Annotated in this window: 26 protein-coding genes; 15 read left to right on the plus strand and 11 right to left on the minus strand. The window is 67.1% G+C overall.

The window, feature by feature from the left end:
- Window positions 1-69: 69 nt before the first annotated feature.
- From DMB37_RS03490 to DMB37_RS03515, 6 genes are all read left to right on the plus strand, one after another.
- Entirely contained in the window at window positions 70-1,236 is a 1,167-nt protein-coding gene (locus tag DMB37_RS03490) for an acyl-CoA dehydrogenase family protein (protein WP_135231427.1), read from the plus strand.
- Window positions 1,233-2,978, plus strand: coding sequence for an acetyl-CoA carboxylase, carboxyltransferase subunit beta (gene accD / locus DMB37_RS03495; protein WP_135231428.1), 1,746 nt, complete (start codon window positions 1,233-1,235; stop codon window positions 2,976-2,978). Before DMB37_RS03490 ends, accD begins: the two co-directional genes overlap by 4 nt.
- Window positions 2,979-2,981: 3 nt before the next feature.
- Window positions 2,982-4,346: an acetyl/propionyl/methylcrotonyl-CoA carboxylase subunit alpha gene (locus tag DMB37_RS03500; protein WP_135231429.1), complete on the plus strand. Its 1,365-nt coding sequence runs from the start codon at window positions 2,982-2,984 to the stop codon at window positions 4,344-4,346.
- A 5-nt stretch (window positions 4,347-4,351) separates the two neighbouring features.
- On the plus strand, window positions 4,352-4,741 hold the full coding sequence (locus tag DMB37_RS03505) for a lipocalin-like domain-containing protein (protein ID WP_135231430.1): 390 nt from the start codon (window positions 4,352-4,354) through the stop codon (window positions 4,739-4,741).
- Window positions 4,738-5,664, plus strand: a complete 927-nt coding sequence (locus DMB37_RS03510; protein WP_135231431.1) for an alpha/beta hydrolase — start codon at window positions 4,738-4,740, stop codon at window positions 5,662-5,664. The genes DMB37_RS03505 and DMB37_RS03510 overlap by 4 nt, the downstream gene beginning before the upstream one ends.
- Before the next feature lie 329 nt (window positions 5,665-5,993).
- Window positions 5,994-6,749, plus strand: a complete 756-nt coding sequence (locus tag DMB37_RS03515) for an AfsR/SARP family transcriptional regulator (protein WP_135231432.1) — start codon at window positions 5,994-5,996, stop codon at window positions 6,747-6,749.
- Window positions 6,750-6,767: 18 nt separating this feature from the next.
- On the opposite strand, the gene DMB37_RS03520 is transcribed toward DMB37_RS03515, so the two are convergent.
- Window positions 6,768-7,154, minus strand: a complete 387-nt coding sequence (locus DMB37_RS03520) for a helix-turn-helix domain-containing protein (protein WP_135231433.1) — start codon at window positions 7,152-7,154, stop codon at window positions 6,768-6,770.
- A gap of 268 nt (window positions 7,155-7,422) precedes the next feature.
- Between DMB37_RS03520 and DMB37_RS03525 the strand changes: the two genes are divergently transcribed.
- Together DMB37_RS03525 and DMB37_RS03530 are read left to right on the plus strand one after the other, a co-directional pair.
- Entirely contained in the window at window positions 7,423-8,265 is an 843-nt protein-coding gene (locus tag DMB37_RS03525; protein WP_135231434.1) for an aromatase/cyclase, read from the plus strand.
- Window positions 8,262-9,011: a cyclase family protein gene (locus DMB37_RS03530; RefSeq protein ID WP_135231435.1), complete on the plus strand. Its 750-nt coding sequence runs from the start codon at window positions 8,262-8,264 to the stop codon at window positions 9,009-9,011. The genes DMB37_RS03525 and DMB37_RS03530 overlap by 4 nt, the downstream gene beginning before the upstream one ends.
- A gap of 32 nt (window positions 9,012-9,043) precedes the next feature.
- Here the strand turns inward: DMB37_RS03530 and DMB37_RS03535 are convergent, their stop codons facing one another.
- The 4 genes from DMB37_RS03535 to DMB37_RS03550 all read right to left on the minus strand — a co-directional run bounded on the left by DMB37_RS03535 (window position 9,044) and on the right by DMB37_RS03550 (window position 13,869).
- Window positions 9,044-9,589: a biotin/lipoyl-containing protein gene (locus tag DMB37_RS03535; RefSeq protein ID WP_135231436.1), complete on the minus strand. Its 546-nt coding sequence runs from the start codon at window positions 9,587-9,589 to the stop codon at window positions 9,044-9,046.
- Between the two features lie 36 nt (window positions 9,590-9,625).
- Window positions 9,626-10,810: a diguanylate cyclase gene (locus DMB37_RS03540; RefSeq protein WP_135231437.1), complete on the minus strand. Its 1,185-nt coding sequence runs from the start codon at window positions 10,808-10,810 to the stop codon at window positions 9,626-9,628.
- A 207-nt stretch (window positions 10,811-11,017) separates the two neighbouring features.
- A complete protein-coding gene (locus DMB37_RS03545) occupies window positions 11,018-12,739 on the minus strand; it encodes a M14 family zinc carboxypeptidase (protein ID WP_240772225.1) in 1,722 nt (573 codons plus the stop codon).
- Window positions 12,740-12,858: 119 nt separating this feature from the next.
- The gene (locus DMB37_RS03550) at window positions 12,859-13,869 is read right to left on the minus strand and encodes a ketoacyl-ACP synthase III family protein (RefSeq protein ID WP_135231438.1); all 1,011 of its coding nucleotides are present in this window, start codon (window positions 13,867-13,869) and stop codon (window positions 12,859-12,861) included.
- Between the two features lie 292 nt (window positions 13,870-14,161).
- On the opposite strand from DMB37_RS03550, the gene DMB37_RS03555 reads away from it, so the two are divergent.
- Genes DMB37_RS03555 through DMB37_RS03565 form a run of 3 tightly spaced genes read left to right on the plus strand, consistent with a single transcriptional unit; the run spans window position 14,162 to window position 17,063 of the window.
- Window positions 14,162-15,289: an acyl-CoA dehydrogenase family protein gene (locus DMB37_RS03555; protein WP_135231439.1), complete on the plus strand. Its 1,128-nt coding sequence runs from the start codon at window positions 14,162-14,164 to the stop codon at window positions 15,287-15,289.
- The gene (locus DMB37_RS03560; RefSeq protein WP_135231440.1) at window positions 15,286-16,791 is read left to right on the plus strand and encodes an amino acid adenylation domain-containing protein; all 1,506 of its coding nucleotides are present in this window, start codon (window positions 15,286-15,288) and stop codon (window positions 16,789-16,791) included. Before DMB37_RS03555 ends, DMB37_RS03560 begins: the two co-directional genes overlap by 4 nt.
- Window positions 16,788-17,063, plus strand: a complete 276-nt coding sequence (locus tag DMB37_RS03565; RefSeq protein ID WP_135231441.1) for an acyl carrier protein — start codon at window positions 16,788-16,790, stop codon at window positions 17,061-17,063. The genes DMB37_RS03560 and DMB37_RS03565 overlap by 4 nt, the downstream gene beginning before the upstream one ends.
- 64 nt (window positions 17,064-17,127) lie before the next feature.
- On the opposite strand, the gene DMB37_RS03570 is transcribed toward DMB37_RS03565, so the two are convergent.
- On the minus strand, window positions 17,128-17,505 hold the full coding sequence (locus DMB37_RS03570; protein WP_135231442.1) for a response regulator transcription factor: 378 nt from the start codon (window positions 17,503-17,505) through the stop codon (window positions 17,128-17,130).
- Window positions 17,506-18,194: 689 nt separating this feature from the next.
- Between DMB37_RS03570 and DMB37_RS03575 the strand changes: the two genes are divergently transcribed.
- Complete coding sequence (locus DMB37_RS03575; protein WP_135231443.1) at window positions 18,195-19,142, plus strand: LysR family transcriptional regulator; 948 nt, start codon at window positions 18,195-18,197, stop codon at window positions 19,140-19,142.
- Window positions 19,143-19,155: 13 nt separating this feature from the next.
- On the opposite strand, the gene DMB37_RS03580 is transcribed toward DMB37_RS03575, so the two are convergent.
- Window positions 19,156-20,082 (minus strand): SDR family NAD(P)-dependent oxidoreductase, encoded by a 927-nt coding sequence (locus tag DMB37_RS03580; RefSeq protein ID WP_135231444.1) that lies wholly within the window; start codon window positions 20,080-20,082, stop codon window positions 19,156-19,158.
- A 25-nt stretch (window positions 20,083-20,107) separates the two neighbouring features.
- The gene (locus tag DMB37_RS03585; RefSeq protein ID WP_167768720.1) at window positions 20,108-20,905 is read right to left on the minus strand and encodes a phytanoyl-CoA dioxygenase family protein; all 798 of its coding nucleotides are present in this window, start codon (window positions 20,903-20,905) and stop codon (window positions 20,108-20,110) included.
- Window positions 20,906-21,137: 232 nt separating this feature from the next.
- Between DMB37_RS03585 and DMB37_RS03590 the strand changes: the two genes are divergently transcribed.
- Genes DMB37_RS03590 through DMB37_RS03600 form a run of 3 tightly spaced genes read left to right on the plus strand, consistent with a single transcriptional unit; the run spans window position 21,138 to window position 23,379 of the window.
- Entirely contained in the window at window positions 21,138-22,310 is a 1,173-nt protein-coding gene (locus DMB37_RS03590) for a cytochrome P450 (RefSeq protein ID WP_135231446.1), read from the plus strand.
- Window positions 22,311-22,316: 6 nt separating this feature from the next.
- Entirely contained in the window at window positions 22,317-22,514 is a 198-nt protein-coding gene (locus tag DMB37_RS03595) for a ferredoxin (protein ID WP_135231447.1), read from the plus strand.
- Between the two features lie 28 nt (window positions 22,515-22,542).
- Window positions 22,543-23,379 carry a cyclopropane-fatty-acyl-phospholipid synthase family protein gene (locus tag DMB37_RS03600; protein WP_135231448.1) on the plus strand — a complete coding sequence of 279 codons (837 nt, stop codon included), beginning with the start codon at window positions 22,543-22,545 and terminating at the stop codon, window positions 23,377-23,379.
- A 104-nt stretch (window positions 23,380-23,483) separates the two neighbouring features.
- Here the strand turns inward: DMB37_RS03600 and DMB37_RS03605 are convergent, their stop codons facing one another.
- The 3 genes from DMB37_RS03605 to DMB37_RS03615 are packed head-to-tail and all read right to left on the minus strand — an operon-like array spanning window position 23,484 to window position 26,558.
- Window positions 23,484-24,326, minus strand: coding sequence for an SDR family NAD(P)-dependent oxidoreductase (locus DMB37_RS03605; protein WP_135231449.1), 843 nt, complete (start codon window positions 24,324-24,326; stop codon window positions 23,484-23,486).
- A gap of 37 nt (window positions 24,327-24,363) precedes the next feature.
- Window positions 24,364-25,296 carry an LLM class flavin-dependent oxidoreductase gene (locus tag DMB37_RS03610; protein WP_135231450.1) on the minus strand — a complete coding sequence of 311 codons (933 nt, stop codon included), beginning with the start codon at window positions 25,294-25,296 and terminating at the stop codon, window positions 24,364-24,366.
- Entirely contained in the window at window positions 25,293-26,558 is a 1,266-nt protein-coding gene (locus tag DMB37_RS03615) for an LLM class flavin-dependent oxidoreductase (protein WP_135231451.1), read from the minus strand. The genes DMB37_RS03610 and DMB37_RS03615 overlap by 4 nt, the downstream gene beginning before the upstream one ends.
- Between the last annotated feature and the right edge of the window lie 17 nt (window positions 26,559-26,575).

Below are 26,575 nucleotides of genomic sequence, written 5' to 3' on the forward strand. Positions count from 1 at the left end.
TGTGCCGGTCGGTGTCGGTGCGAACCGGGACCGACGCCCACCGAACAACCCCTGAGCCGAGGAGAATTCATGTCCGAGTCCGAGAACAGCCCCACCTTGTTGCTGTCGGCGGCGCACGACGTCGCGGCCGTGGCGGCCGCCGAAGCCACGACCGCCGAGGCGAATCGGCGCTTGGCTCCCGACGTGGTGAAATCCTTTGTCGTCGCGGGCTTTCCGCGGCACTTCGTGCCCGCCGAGTGCGGCGGCACAATGGGCACCTTCGCCGAGCTCGGCCGGGCGGTCGCCACGCTGGGCACCGGCTGCACCGCGACCGCATGGTGCGCCTCGCTGGCCGCACACACCTCGCGGATGGCGGCGCACCTGCCCACCGCGGGATACCGGGAGATCTGGGCCGACGGACCGGATGCGCTACTGGTAGCGGCATTGTCGCCCTCCGGCACCGCCGAACCCGTCCCCGGCGGTTATCGACTGTCGGGCAACTGGCCGTTCGTGAGCGCGATCGACTACGCCGATTGGGGCATGCTCACGGCGCTGGTGCCGCGCGAGGGCGAGCCGGAGCCCAGGGTGCTCGCCGTGCCCCGCGCCGCGATGCGGACCGTGGACACCTGGCGCAACATGGGGATGGCGGCGACCGGCAGCAATATGGTGATCGTCGAGGATGTCTTCGTCCCCGAGGCGCGCACCATCGGGCGCGCCGAGCTGTTCGCCGGGCGCGCGAACGACTCTGCCGCGCCGTGTCATTCGGTCCCCATGCAGGCCACCACCATGATGTTCGCCGACCCCGTGCTCGGTGCGGCGAAGGGCGCGCTGCAGGGCTGGCTCGACCACGTCACCCCGAAGATCCGCGCCGCCGCGAACCAGCCGAAGCCGGCCCTGCCCGGCATGCCGACGTTCAACCGCACCACCCACGACGTCACGCTGGCCCGCGCCGCCGCCGAGATCGAGGCGGCCGAACTGCTGCTCGGTCGCGCGGCGGCGACCGCCGACGCCCCACCGATCACGACCTACGACACCATGCGGAACTGGCGCGACGTGGCGGTGGCGACCGACATGCTCGTCGGCGTCGCCAACCGGCTGCTGCGCGCGGTCGGCACCAGCGGCCAGGCCTCGGGTCATCCGGTACAGCGCTTCTGGCGCGACATCAACTCGGTGGCCGGGCATCAGGCGTTGCAGGTCGAGTCGGCCGCGATCGCCTTCTCCCATCAGGTGATCGACAACCCTGAGGAATCACGATGACCGAAACTGTCCTGAACCCCGCTGTCGCCGAACCTGATCCGGCGGCCGACGTCGAGTGGGTGCTGTGCCGCGCCTGCAAGACACCGATCTACGGCAGGCGGTTGCGCCGCAACCTCCATGTGTGCCCCGAGTGTGCCGCGCATCTGCCGGTCACCGCTCGCGAGCGGCTGACGCAGCTGGCCGACGACGGCCGATTCACGTTGCTGCCGTTCGAGATGACCAATACCGACCCGCTCGGCTTCGTCGACACGGTGCCCTACTGGCAGCGGTTGTCCCGGGCCCAGGCGCAGACCGGGATGGCGGAGGCGGTGCTCTGCGCGCGCCTGACCATCGACGACCAACCGGTGATCGCGGCGGTGATGGACTTCCGGTTTCTCGGCGGCAGCCTCGGCACCGCCGTCGGTGAATTGATCACCTTGGCCATCGAAACCGCGCTGGCCGAACGCATTCCGCTGCTGCTGGTCAGCTCCTCGGGCGGCGCACGGATGCAGGAGGGCGCGCTGTCGCTGATGCAGATGGCGAAGACGAGCGCCGCCCTGAGCGACCTCGATCGGGCGGGCGTGCTGTGCGTCTCGCTGATCGCGGATCCGACCTTCGGCGGCGTGGCGGCCTCCTTCGCGACACTCGGGGACGTCATCATCGCGGAGCCCGGCGCCCGCCTCGGGTTCGCCGGACGGCGGGTCATCGAACAGACCATCCGGCAACGGCTTCCGGCGGACTTCCAGACCGCCGAGTTCCTGCTGGAGCGCGGCTTCATCGACATGATCGTGCCCAGAGCACAATTGCGCGCCGAACTGGGAAACCTGTTGCGACTGAACGGCTCCGGTGACAGACCCCGGCTCCCTGCCCGGCGCTCCGAGCGTTCGTCCGCCATAGTCACCGACCCGGATCAGCTGCCCCATGCCTATCCGTGGGACCAGGTGCGCAAGGCGCGCTCACTCGATCGACCCACCGCGCTGGACTATCTCGGGTATGCCTTCGAAGGTTTCCGCGAGCTGCACGGGGACCGGATCTCCGGCGAGTGCCCGGCCTTGATCGGCGGAACGGCACTCCTGGACGGACTGCCGGTCATGGTGCTGGCCACCCAGAAAGGCCACACTCCAACAGAATTGGCCGCGCGCAACTTCGGCATGGCCTCCCCGGCCGGCTATCGCAAGGCGGCACGACTGATGCGCATGGCCGACAAGCTCGGCGTACCGATCGTGACCCTCATCGATACGCCGGGCGCCTACCCCGGCGCCGACGCCGAGGAGCGCGGCCAGGCGGTGGCCATCGCGGAGAACCTGCGGCTGATGGCCACGCTGTCGGTGCCGGTGGTGGCCGTCATCATCGGCGAGGGCGGCAGCGGCGGCGCGCTGGCCTTGGCGGTCGCGAATCGCGTGCTGATGTTCTCCGACGCCGTGTACTCGGTGATCAGTCCCGAGGGGTGCGCGGCCATCGTCTGGAAGGACGACACGGCCGTCACCGCGGCGGCACAGGCGTTGCGCCTCAACGCGCGGGAACTGCTGCGGCTCGGCGTGGTCGACGGTGTGTTGCCGGAGCCGGACGGCGGTGTCGGCGCGGACCCGCTCCGGGCCGCCGAAACCCTCCGGTCCGCACTGACCGCCGCGCTGAACGAGTTGGGCGCACTGGCACCGACACAGCTGCGGCTGGCACGACGGGCCCGCTTCCGCGGCTTCGGCGCCTCGGTCGCGGTCGAGACGGAGCTGGCCGACATCGAAGACTGGGCCCGGCGGAGGTAGGAAATGTTCACCAAGGTACTGATCGCCAATCGCGGAGAGATCGCGGTGCGGGTCGCCCGAGCCTGCCGCGAGCTCGGAGTCGCCACGGTCGCGGTGCATTCGACCGCGGATCGTGAGTCATCGGTGGTCCGTCTCGCCGACGAGGCGGTCCAGATCGGGCCCGCTCCCCCGGGCCGCAGCTATCTCAATGCCGCCGCCGTGCTGCAGGCGGCCGAGCAGACCGGCGCCGACGCGATCCATCCCGGCTACGGATTCCTGTCCGAGTCAGCGGATTTCGCCGAGGCCTGCGAGTCGCTCGGCATCACGCTGATCGGCCCGCCCGCGTCGGTGATGGACAAGCTCGGCGACAAGTCCTCCGCGCGGGCGTTGATGACGGATGTGGGAATTCCGTTGCTGCCGGGCAGCATCGAGCCGCTGGATCACGCGTCGGCCCGGCAGTTGGCCGCGCGCATCGGGTTTCCGGTCATCATCAAGGCGTCCGCCGGCGGTGGCGGGCGCGGCATGACCGTGGTCGAGCACGGCGAGCACTTCGACGAGGCCTTCCATCGCACGCAGGCGGTCGCCCAGGCCTTGTTCGGGGACGGCCGCGTCTACGTGGAGCGATACCTGCCGCAGACCCGGCACGTGGAGGTGCAGGTGCTCTGCGACAGCTACGGCAACGGCGTGTACCTCGGCGAGCGCGACTGCACCGTACAGCGCAGACACCAGAAGCTGATCGAGGAAAGCCCGGCGCCCGAGCTGCCGACCGGGTTGGCGGAGCGGATGGGCCGCGCCGCGGTGGACGGGGCGCTGGCCGCGGGCTATGTCGGCGCGGGCACCTTCGAATTCCTGCTCGCGCCCGACGGCAACTACTACTTCATGGAGGTCAACTGCCGGATTCAGGTCGAGCATCCGGTGACCGAGATGGTCACCGGCATCGATCTGGTCGCCGCCCAGCTCGACATCGCCTCTGGCGGCGTGCTCGGCCTGTCCCAGGCCGATGTGGTGCCCACCGGCTGCGCCATCGAATGCCGGATCAACGCCGAGGATCCCGCGCACGGGTTCGCCCCGGCGCCGGGCGCCATCACCGAATTCGTGCCGCCCGGTGGCCCTTTCGTGCGCGTCGATACCCACGTCTATCCGGGGTACGTGGTGCCGGCCAGTTACGACTCCTTGCTCGCCAAGTTGATCGTGTGGGCGCCGCACCGCGACGGCGCGATCGCCCGAATGCGTTGCGCGCTGGACGAATTCCGGATGTCGGGTCCACACCTGCGCACCACCGCGGCGTTCCTCGCCGAGGTGCTCGACCACGAGCGATTCCGGTCGGCGACGCACACCACCGCGCTGGTCGACGAAATCCTGATGACGTCGTCCTCGGTCGGCGGGTGAGGCGGATGCGCGCGGACGACCTCATCGGTACCTGGTGGCTGGAGGCCTATCGCAGTATCGACGACGACGGCGGCGTGCACGAGGGTCCGCTCGGCGCCGACCCGTGCGGCCTGCTCTTCTACGCCGCCGACGGCCACATGTCGGTGAACATGATGCGCTCGCCGGGCACCGGCCACGGCTTCATGGGCTACGCGGGCACCTGGGAGCTGTCCGGCAGGCAGGTGATCCACCGGGTGTTGGTCAGCTCGCACGACTATCTGATCGGGACGCGGCAACACCGCGACATCGAGCTGGCCGACGATCGGCTGACCCTGCATGCGGTGGCGCCCGCCGCGTCCGGCCGGGCCGGGCGGCGGCTGCTGCGGTGGCGACGAATGACGGGAGTAGGCCGGTGACTTACGATTTCGACCCGGAACTGGCACCGTTCGTGCCGCGGCTGCGACCGCTCGACTACTCGGATCCGGTAGCCGCCCGCGCCGCCCTGCGCGCGGTGATGGCTCGTCAGCCCGCCTACGAGGCCGCGTCCCGGGTGACGATCGTGGACCGGCCGATACCGGGCCCACCCGGCGCCGGACCGGTGACCGTGCGGATCTATCGCCCGGTAGATCGGCCGGAACCCCTGCCTGCCTTGATATTTCCGCACTGGGGTGGCTTCGTGACCGGAGATCTGGATACCGCGCAGACCTTCGCGTCCCGGATCGCCGATCAGGTCGGCGCGGTCGTGGTGTCGCCCGAGTACCGGCTCGCGCCGGAGCATCCGTTCCCGGCCGGCCTACACGACTGTTACGCGGCCCTGGAATGGACCGCAGACCGGGCAGTGGAACTAGGGGTGGAACCACACCGGATCGGTGTCGGCGGCTTCAGCGCGGGCGGCGGGCTGGCCGCGGGGGTCGCGCTGCTCGCGCGCGACCGGCACGGCCCCCGAATCGCGTTCCTGTACCTGCTGTTTCCGCAGCTCGACGACCGCCTCGCCACCGTCTCCGCGCGGTCCTTCGCGGACACGCCGATGCTCGACCGCACCGCGCTCACGCTGTGCTGGCGGCACTACCTCGGCGCCGGCCTGCCGTCGGAGTACGCGGCACCGGCGCGGGCCGCGGACCTTTCCGGGTTGCCGCCCGCGTTCATCGGGGTCTGCGAGTACGACCCGCTGCGCGACGAGGGAATTTCCTTCGCGCACCGCTTGATTCAGGCCGGCGTGAAAACCGAGATCGTGCACTATCTCGGTACCTTCCACGCGTCGATCGGACTCGCGCATGCCGCCGTGTCGCAACGCATGGTGCGCGACCAGATTGCCGCATTGCGGCACGGTTTGCGTTGACGAATCAGATAAATAGGACATGAGCCTTTCGGACGATAGGTATTATGTGACCGAATCGCAATGTGAAACTCAGGCTATCGTTGAGCACCCATAGGTGCCGACCACAGAAGTCTGGGCTTGGGGTGCCGAGAATAGTCGCGATAGCATTCGAGCGACACGATTCGGGTTGAATCGAGCGATAATTCCTCTGTCGACCCGGTGTCAGCATTCGGAGCCGTCGCGGCCGGGGCGCGACGTACTCTTGGTTCGAACACATTCAACGGTCAGCTACGACCAGTGCGACGTTGACCGTCTTGACGCATGTCCGACACCCCGGGGGGGAATGGAAAATGAGGTTCAAGCTGCTCGGCCAGTTCGAAATCGTCGCCGACGAAGGGCCGATCCTGTTGACACAATCGAAAATAAGCCAACTACTCGGCTTGTTGTTGATTCAGAACGGCGAGACGGTGAGCGTGGATTCCTTGATCGAGGAACTCTGGGGCGAGGACATGCCCCGCAGCGCGCTCACCACCCTGCAAACCTACGTCTACCACGCCCGCAAGATGTTCGCGGCGCTGTCCGGCGGCAAGGACATCCTGGTCACCAGGCCGTCCGGGTACGCGATCGAGGTGGCCGACGAGTCGGTCGACGTGCGGGCATACATCGCGCACGTCGACAAGGCCACAAAAGCGTACGCACTCGGTGATGTGGAATCGGTCATCGATCATTTGGAGGTGACCCGCAAATTGTGGCGCGGGCCGTTTCTGGTCGGCATTCCGAAGGGCCAGGTACTCGACGCCTACGTCACCTATCTGAAAGAAGTACGACTCACGGCGCTCGAACTAGACATCGAAATCAAGCAGCGGACAGGCAATTACCGAGGACTTATTCCGCAACTTCGGTTACTGGTGGCCGAGAATCCGCTCAACGAAAATCTGCATGCCCAATTGATAAAGGTGCTGCACAAGTGCGGGCGGCGGGCGGAGGCGCTGGCGGCGTATCGCGATCTGTGGCAGGTACTCGACGCGGAATTGGGTGTGCGGCCGACCTCGGAACTCCAGTCGATTCAGCAGGAACTGCTGACCGAGGACCGGGTGGCTTATTAACAGCGATCCCGCCGGGCTTTACCGCCCGGCGGGATGTTCGGCCATCGCGGAGCGCACCGCATCACCGTGGCGGTGCGCCCACGCACCCAACGCGAAAACGGGAAGCAACAAGTCCTTCCCCGCCTCGGTGAGCTGATACTCGACGCGCGGCGGGGCTTCCGGATAACGCCGGCGTTCGACCAGGGCCATGTCTTCCATCCGCCGCAGCGTCTGGGTGAGCATCTTCTGACTGATGCCGCCGATCCTGCGGCGCAACTGTCCCGTGCGCATCGGCCCGTCGCGCAGCGCGTACGCCGTGACCGTCAGCCAGGAGTTGCCGAACAGGGGGGCCACCAGCCGCGGCGGGCAACGGCCCGCGACAGCGGCCTGGGACGAGGTGTACCGGGAATCGGCTGGCGTCGTCATGAATCTCAGCCTGCCAAGTCGTTAGGCACCCATTGGTGCGTATCGGCGGGACTACCGTCGGCGTTCGGTGCGGCAGGACCGATGGCACCTCGACCGGCCGACCACCGCGGCGCTGCGTACGGAGCGCTCCGTACGCAGCGCGTGAGGGGTTGTGGTGGTCGACCGGCCGGGCCGCTGCCTGCCGCGCCGCTTCCACCCACGTACGAGTGAACCTCGAGTCCGCCCGCGCACGATCGAGCGTGACAGCACTCGACCAGCGGAGGCTCGCTTGATAATCCACACAATCATCTACCGTTTCGCGAACTCGGTCAGCGAACAGGACCGCGACCAGTTCTTCACCGGACTACGCGCGCTCGCCGAAAGTTCGGACCTGATCGAACAATTCGGCCACGGCCCACACATTCGGCTGCCCGTCGACGACGGCGCACAGGGCGTCACCGCCGACGCCATCGCGCAGTTCTCCTGCCGGACCATCGCGGACCTGCGGACCTTCTCCGAACTGCCGCACGTCCACGGCTTCATCTCCCAGTGGCGCTCGAAGATCACCTACGACGCCGCCTACGCCAACCACGAGGATCTCCTCGCCCGCCGCACACCGACGAACGGAGCCACCATGCACCACACCGAGCACACAGTCACCGTCGAGGCACCGGTCGACGTCGTCTGGGGCGTCCTGGCCGATGTCGAGGGCTACGCCAAAATCTTCCCGCCGACCCAGCAGGTCACCATCCTGGAGGAGTCGCCGACGCACCAGATCGCCCGGCTCGTCGTCGAGGTGAGCGGAGCGAACCAGTCGTGGGTCTCCCGCCGCGACCTCGACGCCGACCGGCACGTCATCGCCTACCAGCAGTTGGAGAAGGCGCCGCTGATGGGGCACATGGGCGGCGAGTGGCGGGCGCTGCCGCTGGACGACGACCGCACCCAACTGGTGCTGACCCACGACTTCGTGGCGCGCGAACCCGTCGACGGCAAGGTCGCCGGGAAGTACACCTACGCCGAGGCCGACGAGATGTTGCAGGCCGCGGTCGAGCGCAACAGCGTCGCCGATCTGGCCGCGGTCAAGACGGAGGCGGAGCGGATCACCGCGGAATTGGCCGGGACCGCAGCATGACTCGGCTGATCGATCTGAGCGTGGTGGTCCGGGACGCGCCCAGCGAGGCGACGCCGGTGAAGATCGATCTGCTCGATCATCGCAGCGGCGCGACCGTGCTCGGCCTTGCGCCCGAGGACTTTCCGGACGGGATGGCGATCTCCAATGAGACCGTCACGCTCACCACGCACACCGGAACCCACATGGACGCACCGCTGCACTACGGTCCGCTCTGTGCGGGGCAGCCGGCCCGGAGCATCGATCAGGTGCCGCTCGAGTGGTGCTACGGTCCCGGCGTTCGCCTGGACCTGCGGGCCGTGCCCGCGGGCGAGGCGATCACCCCGGCGGACCTGGCGGGTGCGCTCGACAGCATCGACCACGTGCTGGCCCCAGGCGAGATCGTGCTGTTGTGGACCGGTGCCGACCGGTTCTGGGGTACGGCGGCCTACCTGGACCACTATCCGGGCCTCAGCGGCGAAGGCACGCAATTCCTGGTGGAGCAAGGCATTCGGGTCATCGGCATCGACGCGTGGGGTCTCGACCGGCCGATGCGGCAGATGATCGACGAGTACCGCCGTAGCCGCGACCCCCGCGCGCTGTGGCCCGCCCACATCTATGGGCGGCAACGCGAATATCTGCAACTGGAGAAGCTGGCACATCTCGAAGAACTGCCCACCGCTACCGGGTTCACGATCGCGTGTTTCCCGATACCGGTGGGCGGGGCAGGCGCGGGCTGGACTCGCGTCGTCGCCATCGTGCCTGCCTGAGCTCCCCGGCGGCCACCGCCTGAACGAAGTGTTCAGGCGGTGGCCGCATCCGGTTCGACAGCGAACAACGGCTCGTCGAACTCGACCGGACCGCCCTCCGGGCCCAGCACCTCCGCCACCCGTCCGGCGACACCGGCGTGCACCGGGATCATCAGCTTCATTACTTCGACGATCGCCACCTGAGTGTTCGGCTCGACATGGTCGCCGACGGCTACGAACGGCGCGGCGCCGGGTTTGGGAGCCCGGTAGAACACACCGACTGAAGGGGCGCGCACGAGATGGCGCGCGTCCACCGCCACCGCTCCTTCGCCCGCAATAGAGCTCGAAACATGCTGGTGCGCAGCGACACCCAGGTCCGGCGCGGCGGCTTGCGGCCACTCGGCCTCGACCGTGACCTCCCCTGCGCGGATGCGCAGCACGCTCGGCGGGACACCGAAGTCGGCTTGCAGGCGCAGCGCGTTGGCTCGGACATGATCGAGCAGGTCGTTCAGTTGCGCCACCTCGGCGGCGTCGGGTGGTCCGGCACGACCGTTGTCGACCGCGGCCGCGGGCCTGACGTTGTCGGACGCTGCTGTCATCGCTGTATCCATTCCTCGTGGGTAGACCGTACGAGGTCAGGATCGGCGGTGCTGCTCGTGTCGCGGTCGAGTAAGCCTGGAAACCTCGGCGCCGGCCCGCACGAAGCAGCTCGGCTCCGGCTCTTCAGCGGGCGGACCTACCTCGGCGAGGACAACAGTGTTGCCGCCCAGTCGCTTTGCTCGATACATCGCCGCATCAGCGGCGCGCAGGACGTGCTGATGCGGCGGCAGCTCGCTTGTCCGGGACGCCGTGAACACTGCGGCGCCGACGCTGGCGGTGATGGTGATCGGCAGGCCGGGCATCGTCGCGATCGCGGCACGCAGCCGCTCGGCGACCACGGCGGCGGGGACCTCACGCACCCAGCCGACCACCGCGAACTCCTCGCCACCGGTGCGCGCGATGAGGGCATCGGAATCGGCCACCGATCGCAGCCGATCCGCGGTCCGCTGCAAGACCTCGTCGCCGAACGGATGGCCGAACGTATCGTTCACGGTTTTGAACCGGTCCAGGTCCAGCGCGATCGCGTAACCCGTTGGGCGCCCGGCCCATCCGGCGCGCTCCGACCAGTGCGAGTCCAGGCCGCGCCGGTTCAGCAGTCTGGTGAGCGGATCGGATAGCGCGTCCATCCGCAGCAGCCAGTGCGAGAGCTGCACGGTCGGCAGCACCACACCGATCACCGCAAGATTGGCCACCACGACCGCGATGCCGAGCGCGATATCACCGCGCCAGCGTCCGGTGCCGAGCACCATCGTCGCCGACAGCACCAGGATCGACAGCAACGACCAGCCGAGGCTCAGGGCCAGGATCCGCGGACTGTGGAAGACCGCCACATAGGTGCCCGTCGCGACCAGCATGATGACCCCGAGGGCGCCCAGCACACGATCCTGGACGAGCATGCTGTCGGCGGTGGTGACGACGTCGATGACGGCGATCCAGGCCAGCGATTCGGACTCGCGCGGCCACGGCAGCGCCCACCAGCGCACCGCCCACAAGCCGCCGATAACGGCGGACAGCATGGTCACCGCGATACCGGCCCTGCCGTGCACACCGGCGGGCGAGATGGCCATCAGCGTGGCGTTCACCAGCATCAGCAGACCACCCGCGCCGATCATGACCTTTATCCGGCCGAGTACGGAATGGTATTCGAGAAAATCGACCACCCAGTGGTAATCGACCCGGTATTGCCACCGGGACCGAAATGACAAGCGGTTGTTGGTCATTGCGATACCGCCCTTACATCGGCGGTGAGATCATGACCGGAATTCGACTACCGGACAGCGATCGCCCGCGTGGCGCAAGCATGGCCAGCACAAGCTATCAGGTTTACATTCGGAAGAATCTGTCCAGTTACCAACGTCACCGTTCCTGGCACGCGCAGCCGCGCGCCGACCCGGCCACCAGGGACCAGGTCGGCGCGCGGAATGGAATCAGTTACCTGCCGGACTCTGCTGTGTTTGGTTGTCGGCGGGGCTCGGTTGCGTTTGCTTGTACGGTGCGCCCGCGGACTGCGCCGCGGTGGTGAACGCCCGCTTGATCTGCGGCCAGAAGGTGTCGTTCACGCAGGAGTAGCGGGGCATGAAGCCGCCACAGGCCGACGAATTGTTCGGGCCGATTTCGATCGTGAGGGAGGCCAGCCCCAATGCGCCGTGTGCCTGATCGTCGGTCGTCCCGGTGGTCGAGTATCCGACGGTCTCTTCGGAGGTGCCGACGATGAACCCGGGAACGATCTTCTTGGCCAATGCTCGCAACTGGCCGGCATTTTTCGTGGTGGCGGCGCTCGGAATGATCCCGTAATTACCATAAGCATGCAGATCAATCACGATTCCCTTGGCGGTATCCGGGACATCCCGGCTGCCCGCGGGGCGCTGATTGGTGAACAGGCTCGAGTAAAGCCGCTGTACCGCTTGGGTTTCCGGTTCGGAGGCGGCGCGCGGACCCTGGAACGTCTGCGAGCAGGCGTTCCGCGAAGCGCCACCCCAGCGGACGGTGAAATTGCGGTTCAGATCGACGCCCGGACCGTTGCCGGACCCGTCGACGACCGAGCAGGACGCGGGTGTCTGGGTGTTGTTGACGTTCTTACGCTGCATCTTCGGCCGGTTCCCGCCGCTGGCCGTCACGTCGACCCCGTCCGGGTTGGTCACCGGGACCACCCAGATCTCGGTGGTGTCCAGGATCGAGGTCGCCGTGCTGTCGGTGCCGTAGCCGTTGGCGAGGTAGTCGATCCACTTCCAGGCCAGTTCGCCGGTCGCCAGCTCGCGGGCGTGGATCTGCGCGGTCAGCAGGAAGCGCGGCTTGGTCGAGGCGGTGGGCGACATCGCGCAGCCGTTCGGCGCGAGCGTCGTCTTCGCCGTGGCCTTCTCCTGATCGGTGGCCTTCTTCGCGATTCCGGTCAGGCAGATGACCTTCATGGTGTGCCCGCCGGTGCCTCGTTCGGCCTTCCAGCTCTTCCCGATGTCGTGCACCTGAGCGATGCCCGGGTATTTGGCCGCCACGTCCGAGGCGTGCTTGAGCAGGTCCGCCGCGGTGTGATAACCGCCGTAATACGTCGGGTCCGGGGCTTTTCGCTCCTGCGGTAACGACTTGTAAACCGGCGCACCCTTTTTCGGATTGAGTCCGCGTTCGCGCAGCGCCTTGGCGGTCGCCTCGTCCGCGGCGATCGTCACCTGCCCCGGACCCGCCGGAACCATTTCGATCCCAGCCTGCTCGATGATGTCCTTCTGCGCCTGGGTCGGCACCGGAACTTCCCAGTAGTAGGGCGAATCATCCTGGCCGCTCGCCGTCGCCGGATTGAGGGCCAGCGTCGAAAAACCGCACACCGTCACCGCGGTCAAAGATGCCAGAATATTGCGTACTCTGCTCATGGACTTCCCTTGTCTCTCGCACAACCGCCGGCCACCGCAGTGCGCGGCGCGACGTTGTTCGCAGTCCCCGACGCGGACTTCGCCTGTCCCGCTGCCCGCCGCGCCCGCACCCAGGACGCCGCCCGGCACGAGGCCCCGGGCACCTGAATCGAGTCGGCCGGTCGCCGCCGAACCGCCGAGCCCGGCCCACGCCGAACCCGCCGACACGAACGACGAAAAATACGGGACATATCGGCTCCTCCAAAGGGACGGATTAATTCCCGATGGGCGGAGATTAAGCCGCGGCATCGGCTGGGTGAAACCCCAGATGACGAGTGGGGAATACAGCTGCCGTCGCCAAATGATCTATGCGCGAGAAAGTAGGTGTTGCCCGAAGGATGCTGCAGCCCTTCGCCGCTGCCGACCGCTCAGCGGCCGGACCCGGTGGATTCGAGGACGACCGCGGTGGTTGTTCCGCCGAGCCCGTGCGCCAGCAAGAGGATGTACCGCCAGCCGACCCGCTCGGTGTTGATGAGATGGTCCAAACCCGCCATCGGATCCGCCGGGCCGATATGTCCCACGCGGCGCGAGAATTCCCATGGGGTGATAGTCAGATCGAGGGATAGTGGATCGAGAAATTGCATCGTCGTCAACTGTTTCCCCAGAAAGGGACACACCACATAGTCGATGTCGGACAAGCTGATACCGGCCTGGCCGGTTGCCGAGGTAACAGCCCCGCGGACGTCGTCGGCGACCGCCTTCCAAATGCGCTCGCCGTCCACGATCTCTTCGTGTCGCGTACGCAGATATACCGGGCCGGTAAGCTTTTCCCGCTCGGGCGAGAACGGGTCCATACCCCGTCCGATGGGCTCCAATTCAGGATCGCTGAACGACGCGATACCCGCGATTCGCGCGAAACCCCCCGCCCGCGAGACAACCGCAGCCGCGGCGCCGTCACCGAATGGATTGTTCGATGTACGCCAACGATCGACCTCGTGCTCGCGCCAGCAATCGCCCGCGGTGATGAGTGCGAGAGCGTCCTCGTCGCGGGCTTCGAGATACGCGCACGCGAGTTCCAGGGCGACAAGCATGCCGTCGCATCCGGCGTCGAGATCACTGGCCAGGCACCGGCCCGTCGGTGCACCGAGCTGTCGGTGCACATAGGGCGCACCGTGCCAGAGTCGGCCGCCCGGTGTGAGCATCATGCAGTGCAGCGCGAGAGCGATGTTCGCCGGGGAGTGCCCGGCCTGCCCGAGTGCCAGGCGTGCCGCCGCTACCGCGAGGTCGGGCGAGTACTGGTTGTCCTGCGCAACAGTGACCGCGAGTTGTTCGGTATCGATGGCGTCGCGTTTCGTCCAGATGCCTGCCGCCAGCGCCTCGGCGGCAGGCACGGCAGACGGCAGCACACAGCCGACTCCGGCGAGAAATATATTACCCACGATGAACACACCCGCTTCCGTTCAGAGCTCGCACGGTAGGCGACGCTCATGGATCACTCCCGCTATTTTTAGACTTTCGACACCACAGATTGAAGTGAACCAACGCACTAGACCGAAGGTTCATGTCCGAAAGTCCAATTGAGTACAAGATCTCCATTGCGCAAGACTGCAAGGGGGTCGACATCAGCGGAAGTCCACTGCCCGAGTCGAAATACGCGGCCGCCCGCTTTGTCGCCGTTCTTCCGAAGCCCATTCCGGACGCCAGTTCCGATAATTCGTTGCGAGGACACAGATGGATTTTGCGCTGACTGCCGCACAGCTGGAGCGATACGAGGCGGTCCTCGGCGAGACGCGGAATCGGCTGGCAGACGACGCCGTGTCTGCGGCGGACAAGTGGAAAACGGCCGCAGCCCTCGGGCTCACCGGGTTGTGCATCCCGGCTGATTACGGCGGCGGCGGTCTCGGCGCGTTCGACACGGCGCTGTCGCTGGCGGCCTTCGGTCGTGGCTGTCCCGATACCGGACTCGTCTTCGGGGTGTCCGCTCATCTCCTCGCCGGCGCCGTGGCCATTCGAGATTTCGGGTCCGAACGCCTGCGCCGCGAGTTGCTGCCCGGCCTCGCCGCCGGAGATCTGGTGGCGGCCAACGCCATTACCGAAGATGAGGCGGGTTCGGATACCAGTCGGCTTTCCGTGTCCGCACACCGCATCGGCGACTCCTACGTCATCAACGGGGAGAAATCGTTCGTCAGCAACGGGCCCGCCGCCGATGTGCTCGTCACTTACGCGACCACGGCCCCGGACGGCGGATTCCTCGGCATCTCGGCATTCGTGGTGCCCGCAGGCCACACCGGCGTCCGACTCGGCGATCCGATCCGCAAGATGGGGCTGGAAGGCTGTCAGGCGGGGCGGGTGGGATTCCAGGACTGCCACGTGTCCGAGGAGTATCTGCTAGGCGGCGAAGGGCAGGGGTCGGCAATCTTCGCCCACGCCATGACCTGGGAACGCGCCTGTCTGTTCGCCACCTATATCGGCATGATGGACGATCAGCTCGAACGCTGCGTCGCGCATGCCCGCCGCAGGCGCCAGTTCGGCAAGCCCATCGCCAGATTCCAGGCGGTATCGCATCGCATCGCGATGATGAAGCAGCGACTGGAAAGCGCCCGACTGCTGATGTATCGGGCCTGCTGGCTGATCGACCAGGGTGCCGCAGAGCAGACCGCCGCTGCCGCGCTGTCCAAGGTCGCGGTATCCGAGGCAGCGGTGGCCAACAGTCTCGACGCCATCCAAATCTTCGGTGCGCAGGGCTACGTCGTCTCGGGCGACGTCGAGCGATACCTGCGGGACTCGGTGCCCGCGCGATTGTTCTCCGGGACCACCGAGATTCAGCGCGACATCATCGCACGGGAGATGGGCTTGTGAACCTGCTCGATGGATTCCTCGACACGGCTGTCCGATATCCGGATCGACTGGCCGTCGCCGGACCGCTGGGTGCGATGACCTACGCGGAACTCGACCGGACTACGGCCGGGCTGGCCCGCGCGCTGGCACACCTGGGCGTCGGTCGTGGCGATCGGGTGATTGTCTGGGAAGACAAGTCCCCCACCGCCATTGCCGCGATGCTCGCGGCCCTGCGGCTCGGCGCGGCCTATGTGCCCGCCGACGGCGCGACCCCGCCGAGCCGGGTGGCGGCGCTCGCCGGCGACTGCGGCGCGGCGGTGGTGTGCAGCACGCGCCCACCGGTCCCGAATCTCCCTACGGGCGCCGCATGGCTCGATCTTTCGGCCCAGTTGCTCGCACCCGACGGCACGATCGACACCGCGGTCGACACCGCCCCCACCGAGCTGGCCTACATCCTCTACACATCCGGCTCGACGGGTGCGCCGAAGGGGGTGTGCATCAGCCACGGCAATGCCCGCGCCTTCGTGGACTGGGCCGTCACCATGCTCGCGGCCGGGCCGAACGACAGGTTCGCCAACCATGCACCACTGACCTTCGACCTCTCCGTGCTCGACCTCTATGCGGCGTTCGCCGTCGGAGCCTCGGTTCATCTGATCCCCGCCGAACTCGCCTATGCCCCGGTACAACTCGCCGAGTTCTTGCACGACCAGCAGATCACCGTCTGGTACTCGGTTCCCTCGGTGCTCACCCTGATGATGCGCGACGGTGGAATGCTCGACACCCCGGCCCCGCCGTCATTGCGCGCCGTGCTCTTCGCGGGTGAGCCGTTCCCCATCGGGCAGGTACGCGACCTGCGGTCCTGGACCGGTGCGCGGCTGCTGAACCTGTACGGGCCGACCGAAACCAATGTGTGCACCGGTCACGAGGTGAGCGCCGACGATCTGCTGCGCGACCGCCCGGTGCCGATCGGGCAGGCCACCTGTGGCGACAAGGTCTGGGCCGAGCGGCCCGATGGAACGGTGGCCGAGCGCGGCGAGGACGGCGAGCTGATCGTCGAGGGCCCGACGGTGATGCTGGGCTACTGGGGACAGGAGCCGCAGCACGGCGCCTACCGCACGGGCGACATCGTGCGGGTGCTCGATGACGGCTCCTTCGACTATCTCGGCCGCCGGGACCAGCTGCTCAAGGTCCGCGGCCATCGCGTCGAGCTCGGTGAGGTGGAGGCCGCGCTCGCCGCGCACCCCGCCGTGGCCGAAGTCGTTGCGGCGGTGCGCGGCACCGGTATCGATGGCCGTCTCACCGCATTCGTGGTGGCGCATCCCGAGCAGCGGCTCAGCGTCCTGGAAATCAAGCGGCACAGTGCCGCGACTCTGCCGCGCTACATGGTCCCGGACGAGGTGTACCTCGTGCCGTCGCTGCCGCGAACTCGGACCGGAAAGACCGACCGCGCCGCTCTGCTCGCAGCGGCCCCCCGGGCACAAGCAGGTATCCGCACCGGAAGCACAAGGAGTACAACAACATGACACAGGCCGAACTGACCAACCGACTGCTGGACTTCATTCGGGAACGGTTTCTCGATAATGATCCGGCCAGCGATCTGGACGGTGTGACCCCGCTTCTCGACTGGGGCATCCTCAACTCGGTGAACACGATGGAGCTGATCAGCTTCATCCGCACCGAGTTCGGCTGCGACATACCACAATCCAGCGTCAATGTGCGAAATTTCCGCAATGCGAACTGCATTGCAGCCCTGGTCGCCGACGCGACGACCGAAGTACGCGAGCAGTCGGCGTGACATGACACCGCGGTGCGGTGGTGGCCCGGCCGACGGGATACCACCGCGCTGCGGTGAATCGCGTTCAGCAGACCGCTGATCCGAGATGGCTCGGCATATTCGACGTATAGGCGCACCCACAGCGCCGCCCCACTGCATGGCAGGTGTCGCGCCCCTGTTGAGCGAGCTGATAGGCGTAGGAGACCAAGCCCGCCTGCAGTCTCGATTCGACGCCCACCTTCGCCATGATGCGCGCTACATGCGCCTTCACCGTGCGTTCGGTGATCTGTAACTGACCGGCGATGGCTCGGTTGGACCTGCCGTTTCCGAGTAGCCGGAATACTTGGATCTCCCGAGACGACAGTAGTGCCGCACGCGCAGTCTCATCGTGCCATGTCGGAGGAGCGACCTCGATCGAACAATCTTCCCGAACCAGTGTTTCCTGCTCGAGCTCTTCAGACATCAAAACTCTCCCCTGGCTGCCGCGGGTTCATCTACCCGCCCCGACTTCCGCGTTATCCAAGAGAAACGCGCTATCATTTCTCCTGCGGTGACAGCTGACCCCAACAGAGGCTCTACAAAGTGCTCAGTGGCAGCAGAAATTCAATGTGCCCGCAGAAATATACAATTAGCCGTCCTCGACTCCCGACTCGTGGACCCCCTTGCTCGCTGTCGATCACACCGGAAACATCCTACCTAACGGCGATACTAATCGAGTATCGAAGGTTGTTCCAACTGGAAGAGCGGATCGCCGACAAGGCTTCTGCCCCAACAGGCTTCATGCTCGAACACCATGACTCCTCGACATCCACCGACCTGAATATGTTGCGCCACATGGTCATTGAATCTCTATGACCGCTGCGAAGCCCGCGACTCCGAAGTTGTTATCCACCAACATCTCTCACCCATGCGAGAGCCCTGAACAGGTGTACTGCAGCCGTCGAGGTACCGTTCCTCGACCACAGTGGCAGTCCATTCCAGCCGAATGTAGAATCCGCGCCTCCTCGCCGACGACCGGCCGAGACCAGTTTCGGCCGCGCCCACCTCTTCTTGTACTGTCGTCCCGGTTCTACCCATTGGACCCGATCGGACGGCCCAAGTCCAACAACCGACCAGGCCGTCCGACACCAAGCCGTTGTGAAAGGAGCAGGGTTGGAACTGGACCTCGGCGCGGTCCGAGCCTTCGTCGTCATCGCCGACCACCAGCACTTCGGCGAGGCCGCGGACCAGCTGGGACTGACACAGCAAGCGGTCTCCAAGCGAATCGCGAAACTGGAAGCCGCGCTTGGTACGACGCTGTTCCAGCGCTCACGGCACGGCAGCGGCCTGACCGAGGACGGCGCCGCGTTCCTGCCCCATGCCCGGTCTCTCATCGCCCTGGCCGATCAGGCCACCGCCTCGCTGCGGGGACGCAGCAGGCCGCTGCGGGTGGACGTGCTCGGTACCCGCCTCGCGGCCACCGAACTGGTTCGGACGTTCCACGAGACCCATCCCGACGTGGAGATCGACATCGTGACCTCCCCCGGGCTGCGCAGTGGTCGCTCCGCCCTCGTCAACGGCACGATCGATGTCGCGTTCGCGCGGGTGGTCGGCGCGCTCGACCCCGAGATCGACCACATACCGGCGTATCTCGAACCCCTGCACATCCTGGTCGGCCCCGGGCACCGCCTCGCCGACCGGCGTCAGGTCCGGCTCGTCGATCTCGCCCACTCCGTCGCCCGGATGCCCGGCAACGAGCCGGGCAGCGAATGGGCGCAGTACTACGACGATCTCACCGCTGACTTCGGGCTGACCATCGATACCGGAGGTCCGAACTTCGGCCTGGACCACATGCTCGACGAGATCGCCGAATCATCGGACCTTTACATGTTCTCTGGCGAACGATTGCGCGTGCCTTGGCATCCCGACATCAGCCGGATTCCGATCATCGAGCCGACACCCGGCTACCCGCACTCCATGCTGTGGCACCGACGTAACCGGCATCCCGCGCTGCCTCGACTCATCCGGCATATCACCGCCGACTTCGAACCGTTCGACCCTGCACGACACTGGCTCCCGCCGGCCGAACTGCGCGAGGGGCTGTGGGGCCGATCCGCTTGAGCGACGGCCTGTTTCACGGCGCGAGACCGACCAGGGCCGCGCTCTCCCGCCACAGTCGGTCGCAGCGCTGCGGGTCGGTAGTGTGCGACGCGGTCTCGACCGGAGTGCGGTCCACGTAGAAGCGGCCGGACACGCCCGCCACCTCGGGCGAGGTGGCCAGCCATACCGGGATCCGCGCACCGACGTCGGGGCCGGGCAGCGCCGCGGGATCGGAGCGGCCGTGCTCCCACTCCCCGACGCCGGGTTGCGGGCCGGGCTGGGGCAGAATCCCGTCGCTGTAGGCCTGCATGATGATCGGGCCGAGCCCAGGCGCTTCCCCGCCCAGGCCCGTACCGGCGATCGTGCCGGGGTGGCAGACGTTGATCGTGACGCCGGTCCCGGCCAAGCGCCGCGCCAGCGCGTAGGCGAACATCGTCTTCATGTTCTTGCTGCGCGCATACACGTAATAAGGCCACAGACCGGTGTGCGCGCCGAGACGTTCGGTGTCGGCGCAGACGATGTCGTCCAGATCGACCGGCTCGTGCGCGAGCAGCACCGGGTCGGAGCCGATGACGATCAATCTGGCCTGCTCCAGCACCGTGGCCAACCTACGCAGCAGCAGATACGGCGCCAGGTAATTGATGGTCAGCATCCTCGGCAGGCCGTCGGAGGTCATGCGGTCCACCGAGGTCACCACGGCGGCGTTGCTGACGACGACATCCGGCGGTGGCCCGGCCGAGAGCCGGTCCGCGAGGTCGCGCACCTGGCCCAGCTCCGCCAGATCGGCCCGCTCCAGGCGGAGTTCGGCGCCGGGTACGGCCGCCTCGATCCGGGCGCGAGCCGCCAAGAGCCGAGAGTCGCTGCGCCCCACCAGCGTTACCATCCGGTCCGGGCCGGCGAGGCGACGTGCGATCGCCTCGCCGATCCCGTTCGTCGCCCCGGTCACGACCGCGTGCTGCACTGCTCTCCCTCGAAAATCGTTGTGCTCACGCGAAATCGGCGACCCGCGGGTAGATATCGTCGGGCGGCAGCTGCCCGGCCTCCAGGTCTGCCCACTGGTGCCCCGGGTGCGGCCGGTAGGTCGCCTCCGCGTCGGTGTAGGTGGTGATGAATGCGACACGGTCGGCGTCGGAGGTGTTGCCGCCCGCCGTATGTCCGGTCCGCCACTGGTGGAACGTGGCGTCGCCCGCGCGCAGCGGGACGGTGACGCGCCGATCCCAGGTGAGGCCGGGATAGGTGTCGAACAAATAGGATTCGGGATTCTCCTGCGCCGCGGTCAGCGGAGCGCGGAAGGGTTCCGGCCGCCGGTGCGAGCCGGGGATGAAAGTCATGCAGCCGCGCTCGACCGGCACGTCGACCAAGGCGATCCAGGCGTTCAGCAGCAACCGCCCCTCCAACGGCGCGAGCGTCAGATCATCGTGCCAGGTGGTGGGCGCCGCATCGCCCGGCGACTTCACCAATGTCTCACCGCCCCATACCCGCAACGAGATGCCGGACAGCTGCTCGGCGATCGCGCCGACCCGCGGATGACGGGCCAGGCCGCGCAGCACCTCGTTGTTCCGGAAGGCGTCTTTGGTGATCCGGACCGCCGTCACACCGACCTTCATGCCCATGCCTGCCACCACGCCGCTGCGCTCGATCTCCGCCAGCGCCGCCGCCCGGTAGGTTGCTACTTCCTCCGGGGTGAGCACATTCGGAATGTGCGTGAAACCGTCTTCCCGGAACTGCGTGACATATCGCTGGTCGACCACGGCCGATCGCGTCTGGCTACTCGTCTCGGTCACGCCAATTCTCCCGTCAATCCTGGGCATTAACAAACTATTTCTAAACGCGCCGTGGGCCCGGCGTAAAGTGAACCTTCGTCCATCGCACAAAGGTTTAATGTACAAAGGTTCACTTCAAACGCGAGATCGATGTGCGCGAGACTGCGAATATGTCGACAGCGGTTGCAGAGTTACCAGAGACAGCGCAGTGACGGCGCTCGGCGAGAATCAGGCTGCGATACGCAGCTTTCCGATGCGACGTCAATGTCCGTTCGCGCCTGCGGCGGAATACGCCGAGCTGCGGGAGGCGGGGCCACTCGCCCGCGTGCGGCTACCCAATGGGCAGCCCGCGTGGGTGGTGACGCGATACGCCGAGGTGCAGCAGGTACTGGCCAGTCCACTGATCAGTACCGACATCACCCGGCCCGGGTTTCCCGAGCTGACCTCGGACCCGGATGCCGAGCGCTATCAATTGTTCGAGGGCGAGTTCTTCAACATGGACTCGCCCGAGCACGACGTCTACCGGCGAATGCTGATCCCCGAATTCAGCTTCAAGCGCATCAAGGCGCTGCGGCCGGGCGTGCAGGCGATGATCGACGAGCTACTGGACGTCATGCTCGCCGACGGTCCCCCGGCCGACCTGGCCGAGGCGTTCGCGCTGCCGGTCGCCTCGCTCGGCATCTGTCAGCTGCTCGGTGTTCCCTACGAGGACCACAGTTTCTTCCAGTCCCGGGTGCGGACCCGCAAAATCGAGGCGTCCGAGGACATGCTGGCCCCGGTCGCGGAGCTGCGCGCCTACGTCGACGCCGCCATCACCCGGGCCGAGCGGGAACCCGGCGACAACCTCATCGGCCGACTGGTCCTCCAGCGCGTCGCGACGGGCGAGATCACCCATAACGCGGCCGTCGGCATGGTCTTGCAGCTGCTGATCGCCGCGCACGAGACGACCTCGAACATGATCATGCTCGGCACCCTCACCCTGCTGCGGCACCCCGCGCAGCTCGCCGAGCTGCGCGCCGACCCAGCACTGTGGCCGAACGCGGTAGACGAACTGCTGCGGTACCACTCGGTCGCGGACGGGCCGACCTTCGGCCGCATCGCCGTCGGGGATATCGCGGTCGGCGATCAGGTCATCCGGGCGGGCGACGCGGTGTTCGCGCTGTGCGCCTCGGCCAACCACGACGAACGGGCCTTCGTCCGGGCCGGCGAGTTCGACATCCATCGCGGCTCCGGCAATCACCTGGCTTTCGGGTACGGCGTCCATCAGTGCATCGGCCAGAATCTGGCCCGAGCCTGGCTGGAGACCGCCTACGAGACGCTGTTCCGGCGGGTCGACACGCTGCGGCTGAACGCGGAGGTCGACGACCTCTCGTTCAAATACGATGCCGCGATCTTCGGCCTGGACGAGTTCCCGGTGACCTGGTAGCGCCGCATGCGCATCATCGCGGACCAGGACCGCTGCATCGGCGCGGGGCACTGCCTACGCGCGGCCCCCGACATCTTCGACTCCGGCGACGACGGCCGGGTTGTCGTCGCCGAGCCCGAGCCCGACCCCGCGCGCGTCGAGACCGTGCGCCGGGTCGTCCGGCTCTGCCCCAATGCCGCCTTGGCACTTCGAGAAGACCTCTGAAAATCCGCAACCGAACGGGAAGTCACCGATGACAGTCAGCACCGACGATGTGGCCAGCTTCTACGACGGAACCGACAAGTTCAGTCTGGAAGGCAAACTCGATGAGCTGTGGGGCGCCAATCTCCACTACGGCTACTGGGAAAACGACACCGACGAGGACAGCCCCATCGAGGTGGCGACCGATCGGCTGACCGATCTGATGATCGCGGGCCTCAACGCCCAGCCCGGTCAACGCGTGCTCGATATCGGCTGCGGCAACGGCAATCCGACGCTGCGCTTGGCCAACGCGCGGGACGTGTCCGTCGTCGGCATCACGATCAGCCGGGTGCAGGCCGAGCAGGGGCAGGCTCGGGTCGCCGAGCTCGGCATCGCCGATCGCGCCGAGTTCCGGTTGGCCGACGCGATGAACATGCCGTTCCCCGACGATTCCTTCGACGCCGCATGGGCCCTGGAGTCGATGCTGCACATGCCCGACCGCGGTCGGGTGCTGGCCGAGGCGGCCCGGGTGTTGCGCCCCGGCGCACGACTGGCGATCGCCGATGTCGTGGAGCGCGGCCCGGTCAGCCCCGAGGGGAAGGTCGTCCTCGACCACATCCGCACCACCTACAAGATCCACTCGCTCGGCACCGCCGAGGAGTATCGCGAGCAGCTCGCCGCGAACGGTTTCATCGATGTCGAGATCACCGATATCACCGACAAGGTCAATCGCACGGGAATCGTGCTCGCCGACGCCGTCGAAAAGAAGCGCGCCGAATTCTTGGTGCACGCGACGGAGCAGGAACTCGACGAGTTCACCGGCTTCATGCGCCGCGCGGCGGCCACGCCGGAAAACGGTTATCTCTTCATCACCGCCACTCGTGGCTGACAGTCGATGATCACCGGGTCGCTGCCCACAGCGACCCGGTGATTTTTTACCCACATAGCAAGAGGGCGCGGCTTCCAGTCGGAAGCCGCGCCCTCTTGCTCGTGCTATTTCGCCGAGTCGACCGTCGGGCCGTATGCGGCGGCCCGGTCGAAGGCGGCGGCGATGTCCCGGTGCCGTTGCTCGATCGGGGCGTACCACTCGGCATGGGTGACGGCGTACAGGTCACCCCGCTTGACCGCACCGACCACGATCTTGCCGACCTCGTCGGGTGTCAGCCAGCGCTGTGCCCGGTACTCCTCCTCGGTCATCTCGAAGTCGCTCAATCCCCCGGCCGCGTAGCGCTGCGGCCGGTTGCGGGTACTGGTGGCAACGTTGGTTTGCACGGTCGCCGAACACAATACGGTCGTGCCGACCTTCGATCCGTCCTGCTCGAGCTCGCCGGCCAGCGCCTCGGTGAGCGCGACCACCCCGTACTTGCTGACGGCGTAGGCCGCCAACGGCGGCTGGGCGAACAACCCGAAAATCGATGCGGTGTTCACGATGTGGCCGCCGTCCGCGTTGGCCTGCAAGATCGGCAGAAAGGTCTGCACCCCGTGGATGACGCCGAAGAGATTGACACCGAGCATCCACTGCCAGTCCTCGATCGTGAGGTCGGCGATCCGGCCGATCGGCCCGACGCCCGCGTTGTTGCAGACGACGTGCACGGTGCCGAACCGATCAATGGCCGCCTTGGCCAGCGTCCGCACGCTGTCCACATCGCTGACGTCGGTATGGATGCCGACCGCACCGATCTCGGCCGCGGTCTGCGCTAGTACCTCGCGCTCGATGTCGGCGATGATCACCTGCATCCCCTCGGCGATAAGTTGCTCGGCGATGCCCTTACCGATCCCGGAAGCTCCGCCGGTGACCACGGCGACCTTGTCGCGGAGATTCGGATATGCGCTCATCGGTGATCAGCTCCTGTCTGTGGTGGTCGAGCAGTCCTCACGCCGCGCTCCATGTACCGAGGGGACGGCGCAAACCGAGCCGCGCCCGCAATGTCGCGTCCGACGCCGCCGGTGAGCGGCGGCGCACGGCGCCGGCGATCTCCAGCATGTCGGCATACGCCCTTTCCGCCGAATCATGCTGCGCGGCAACCACACTGAAGCCGTTGACGACACCGGACCCGGCCAATCGGATCAGGTGCTCGACGGGCGTGGCCGTCGAGCGCTCCAGCAGGATCAGCACGTCGCCGCGCCGGCGACCAGCCGCGTGCGCCGATTCGATTACCGCGTCCGCGATCTCGCGCACTTCGTCGGCCCGATCGATCGGCACGACAGCGATGTCGGATACCCGGCCCGCGAGCGCGGCGGCCTCGGGGCTGTCGGCACGGCGCACCAGCACCGGATGTCCCTGCGGCGGGCGGGCTATGTTCAGCGGCCCCGCCACATCGAAGTGCTCGCCCTTGTGGTCGAGCGAGCGCAGCCGCTCAGGCCGGAAGTAGACGCCGGACTCGCGGTCGCGCAGGAACGCGTCGTCGGCGAAGCTGTCCCACAGACCGCAGACGACCTCGGCGAACTCCTCGGCCCTGGCCAGCCCCGCTCCGTTCGCGGCCATTTCCCAGCCCGCGCGACCGCCGCTCAGGTAGTCGATGGTTGCGAGTAGCCGGGCCACGTGATACGGCGCGAGGTGGTCGGTCGAGATCGACGGCACCAAGCCGATGCCGTCCGTCGCGGCGGCCAGTGCGGCGGTAAGGGTGCCTGCCTCGAAGGCCCCTTGACCCGCAGGCTGGACTTCTTGGCTGTCGTCGAAGAGCAGGGCGTCGATCCCCGCGCGCTGCGCGGCGCGCGCCCACTCGCAGACGTGGGCGAAGGTCGCACGACCGTCGCCGCCGCCGCTGCCCGCGGTGGTCAACTGCGCGAAGAGCACGAGGGTCATCGCGTACCTGCCAGCGCCGACTCGGTGAGGCCGAGATTGTCGCGTAGCGTGCCGTCGACATAAGACTCGCGCAGCAGTTTCCGCCTGCGCAGCTCCGGCACGACGTGCTCGACGAAATCGTCCAATGAACTCGGCAGCGAAGGGAAGTCGATGAGGAATCCGTCCGCCGCGCCCTGAGTGAACATGGTCTCCATATGGTCGGCGAGTTGTTCGGGGGTGCCCGCGACGATGTCTCCGGCCGTGCGCACCGACAGCTGGCGCAGGGTCAGGTTCTCTCGGCGCGCGAGGTCGATCCAGCGCTGGGCGGTGCTGCGCGAGTTGTTCGTGACGGGAAGGTCCGGCACGGGGCCGTCCAGCGGATACTCGGTCAGGTCCACCTCACCCAACTGGGCTTGCAGCGCGCGCAGCGCGACGATGTCGGGCATCAGTTCCTGCAACTGCCGCAGCCGATCCTCGGCCTCGGCCTGCGTGCTCGCGACGATCGGCTGCAGTCCGGGCCAGATCTGGATGTTGCCGGGGCTGCGGCCGTTTCCGGCAGCGCGCGCCTTCAAGTCGGCGTAGAACTCCTGGGCGTCGGACAGCCGGGTATGCCGAGTGAAGATCACCTCGCCGTGCCTGGCCGCGAACGCGCGGCCGACCGGCGACGCACCCGCCTGGAAGATCACCGGGCGACCCTGTGGCGAGGGAGCCACGTTGAGCGGACCGGGGACGCTGAAGAACTGTCCGCTGTGCTCGATCGGCTCGGCGCCCGAGGTCCACAGCCGGTTCGTCACCGCGATGAACTCGTCCGCGCGCGCGTAGCGCAGATCGTGCTCCATGTGTTCGGGGAAGCCGAAGTTGCGCGATTCCCACGGCGCGGCCGAGGTCACCACGTTCCAGCCCGCCCGGCCACCGCTGAGGTGATCGAGGGACGCGAATTTCCTTGCCAGATCGTAGGGTTCGTTGTAGGTGGTGGTCGCGGTCGCGACCAGGCCGATGCGCTCGGTCGTCGCGGCGTAGGCCGAGAGCAGGGCCAGCGGCTCGAAGTGTTCGTTGCGGGCGGTCCGACTGAGGTGCTGCACATCCGTGCCCCACAGCGCGACGACATCCGCGACGAAAATGGCGTCGAACACGGCACGTTCGAGTGCCTGAGCGTTGCGCCGATGGAACGCGAAGTCCAGTTGCGCGTCCGCGGGGGTCTGCGGGTCTCGCCAGGCCGCGATGTGGCCGCCGGGGCCATCGATACAGGCGCCGAGGCGCAGCGTTCGCTGCTGCTGATTCATGGTTCTCCTCGTCTCGG

The sequence above is a fragment of the Nocardia sp. CS682 genome (assembly GCF_004634405.1).
In the GTDB taxonomy this organism is placed as follows: Bacteria; Actinomycetota; Actinomycetes; order Mycobacteriales; family Mycobacteriaceae; genus Nocardia; species Nocardia ninae.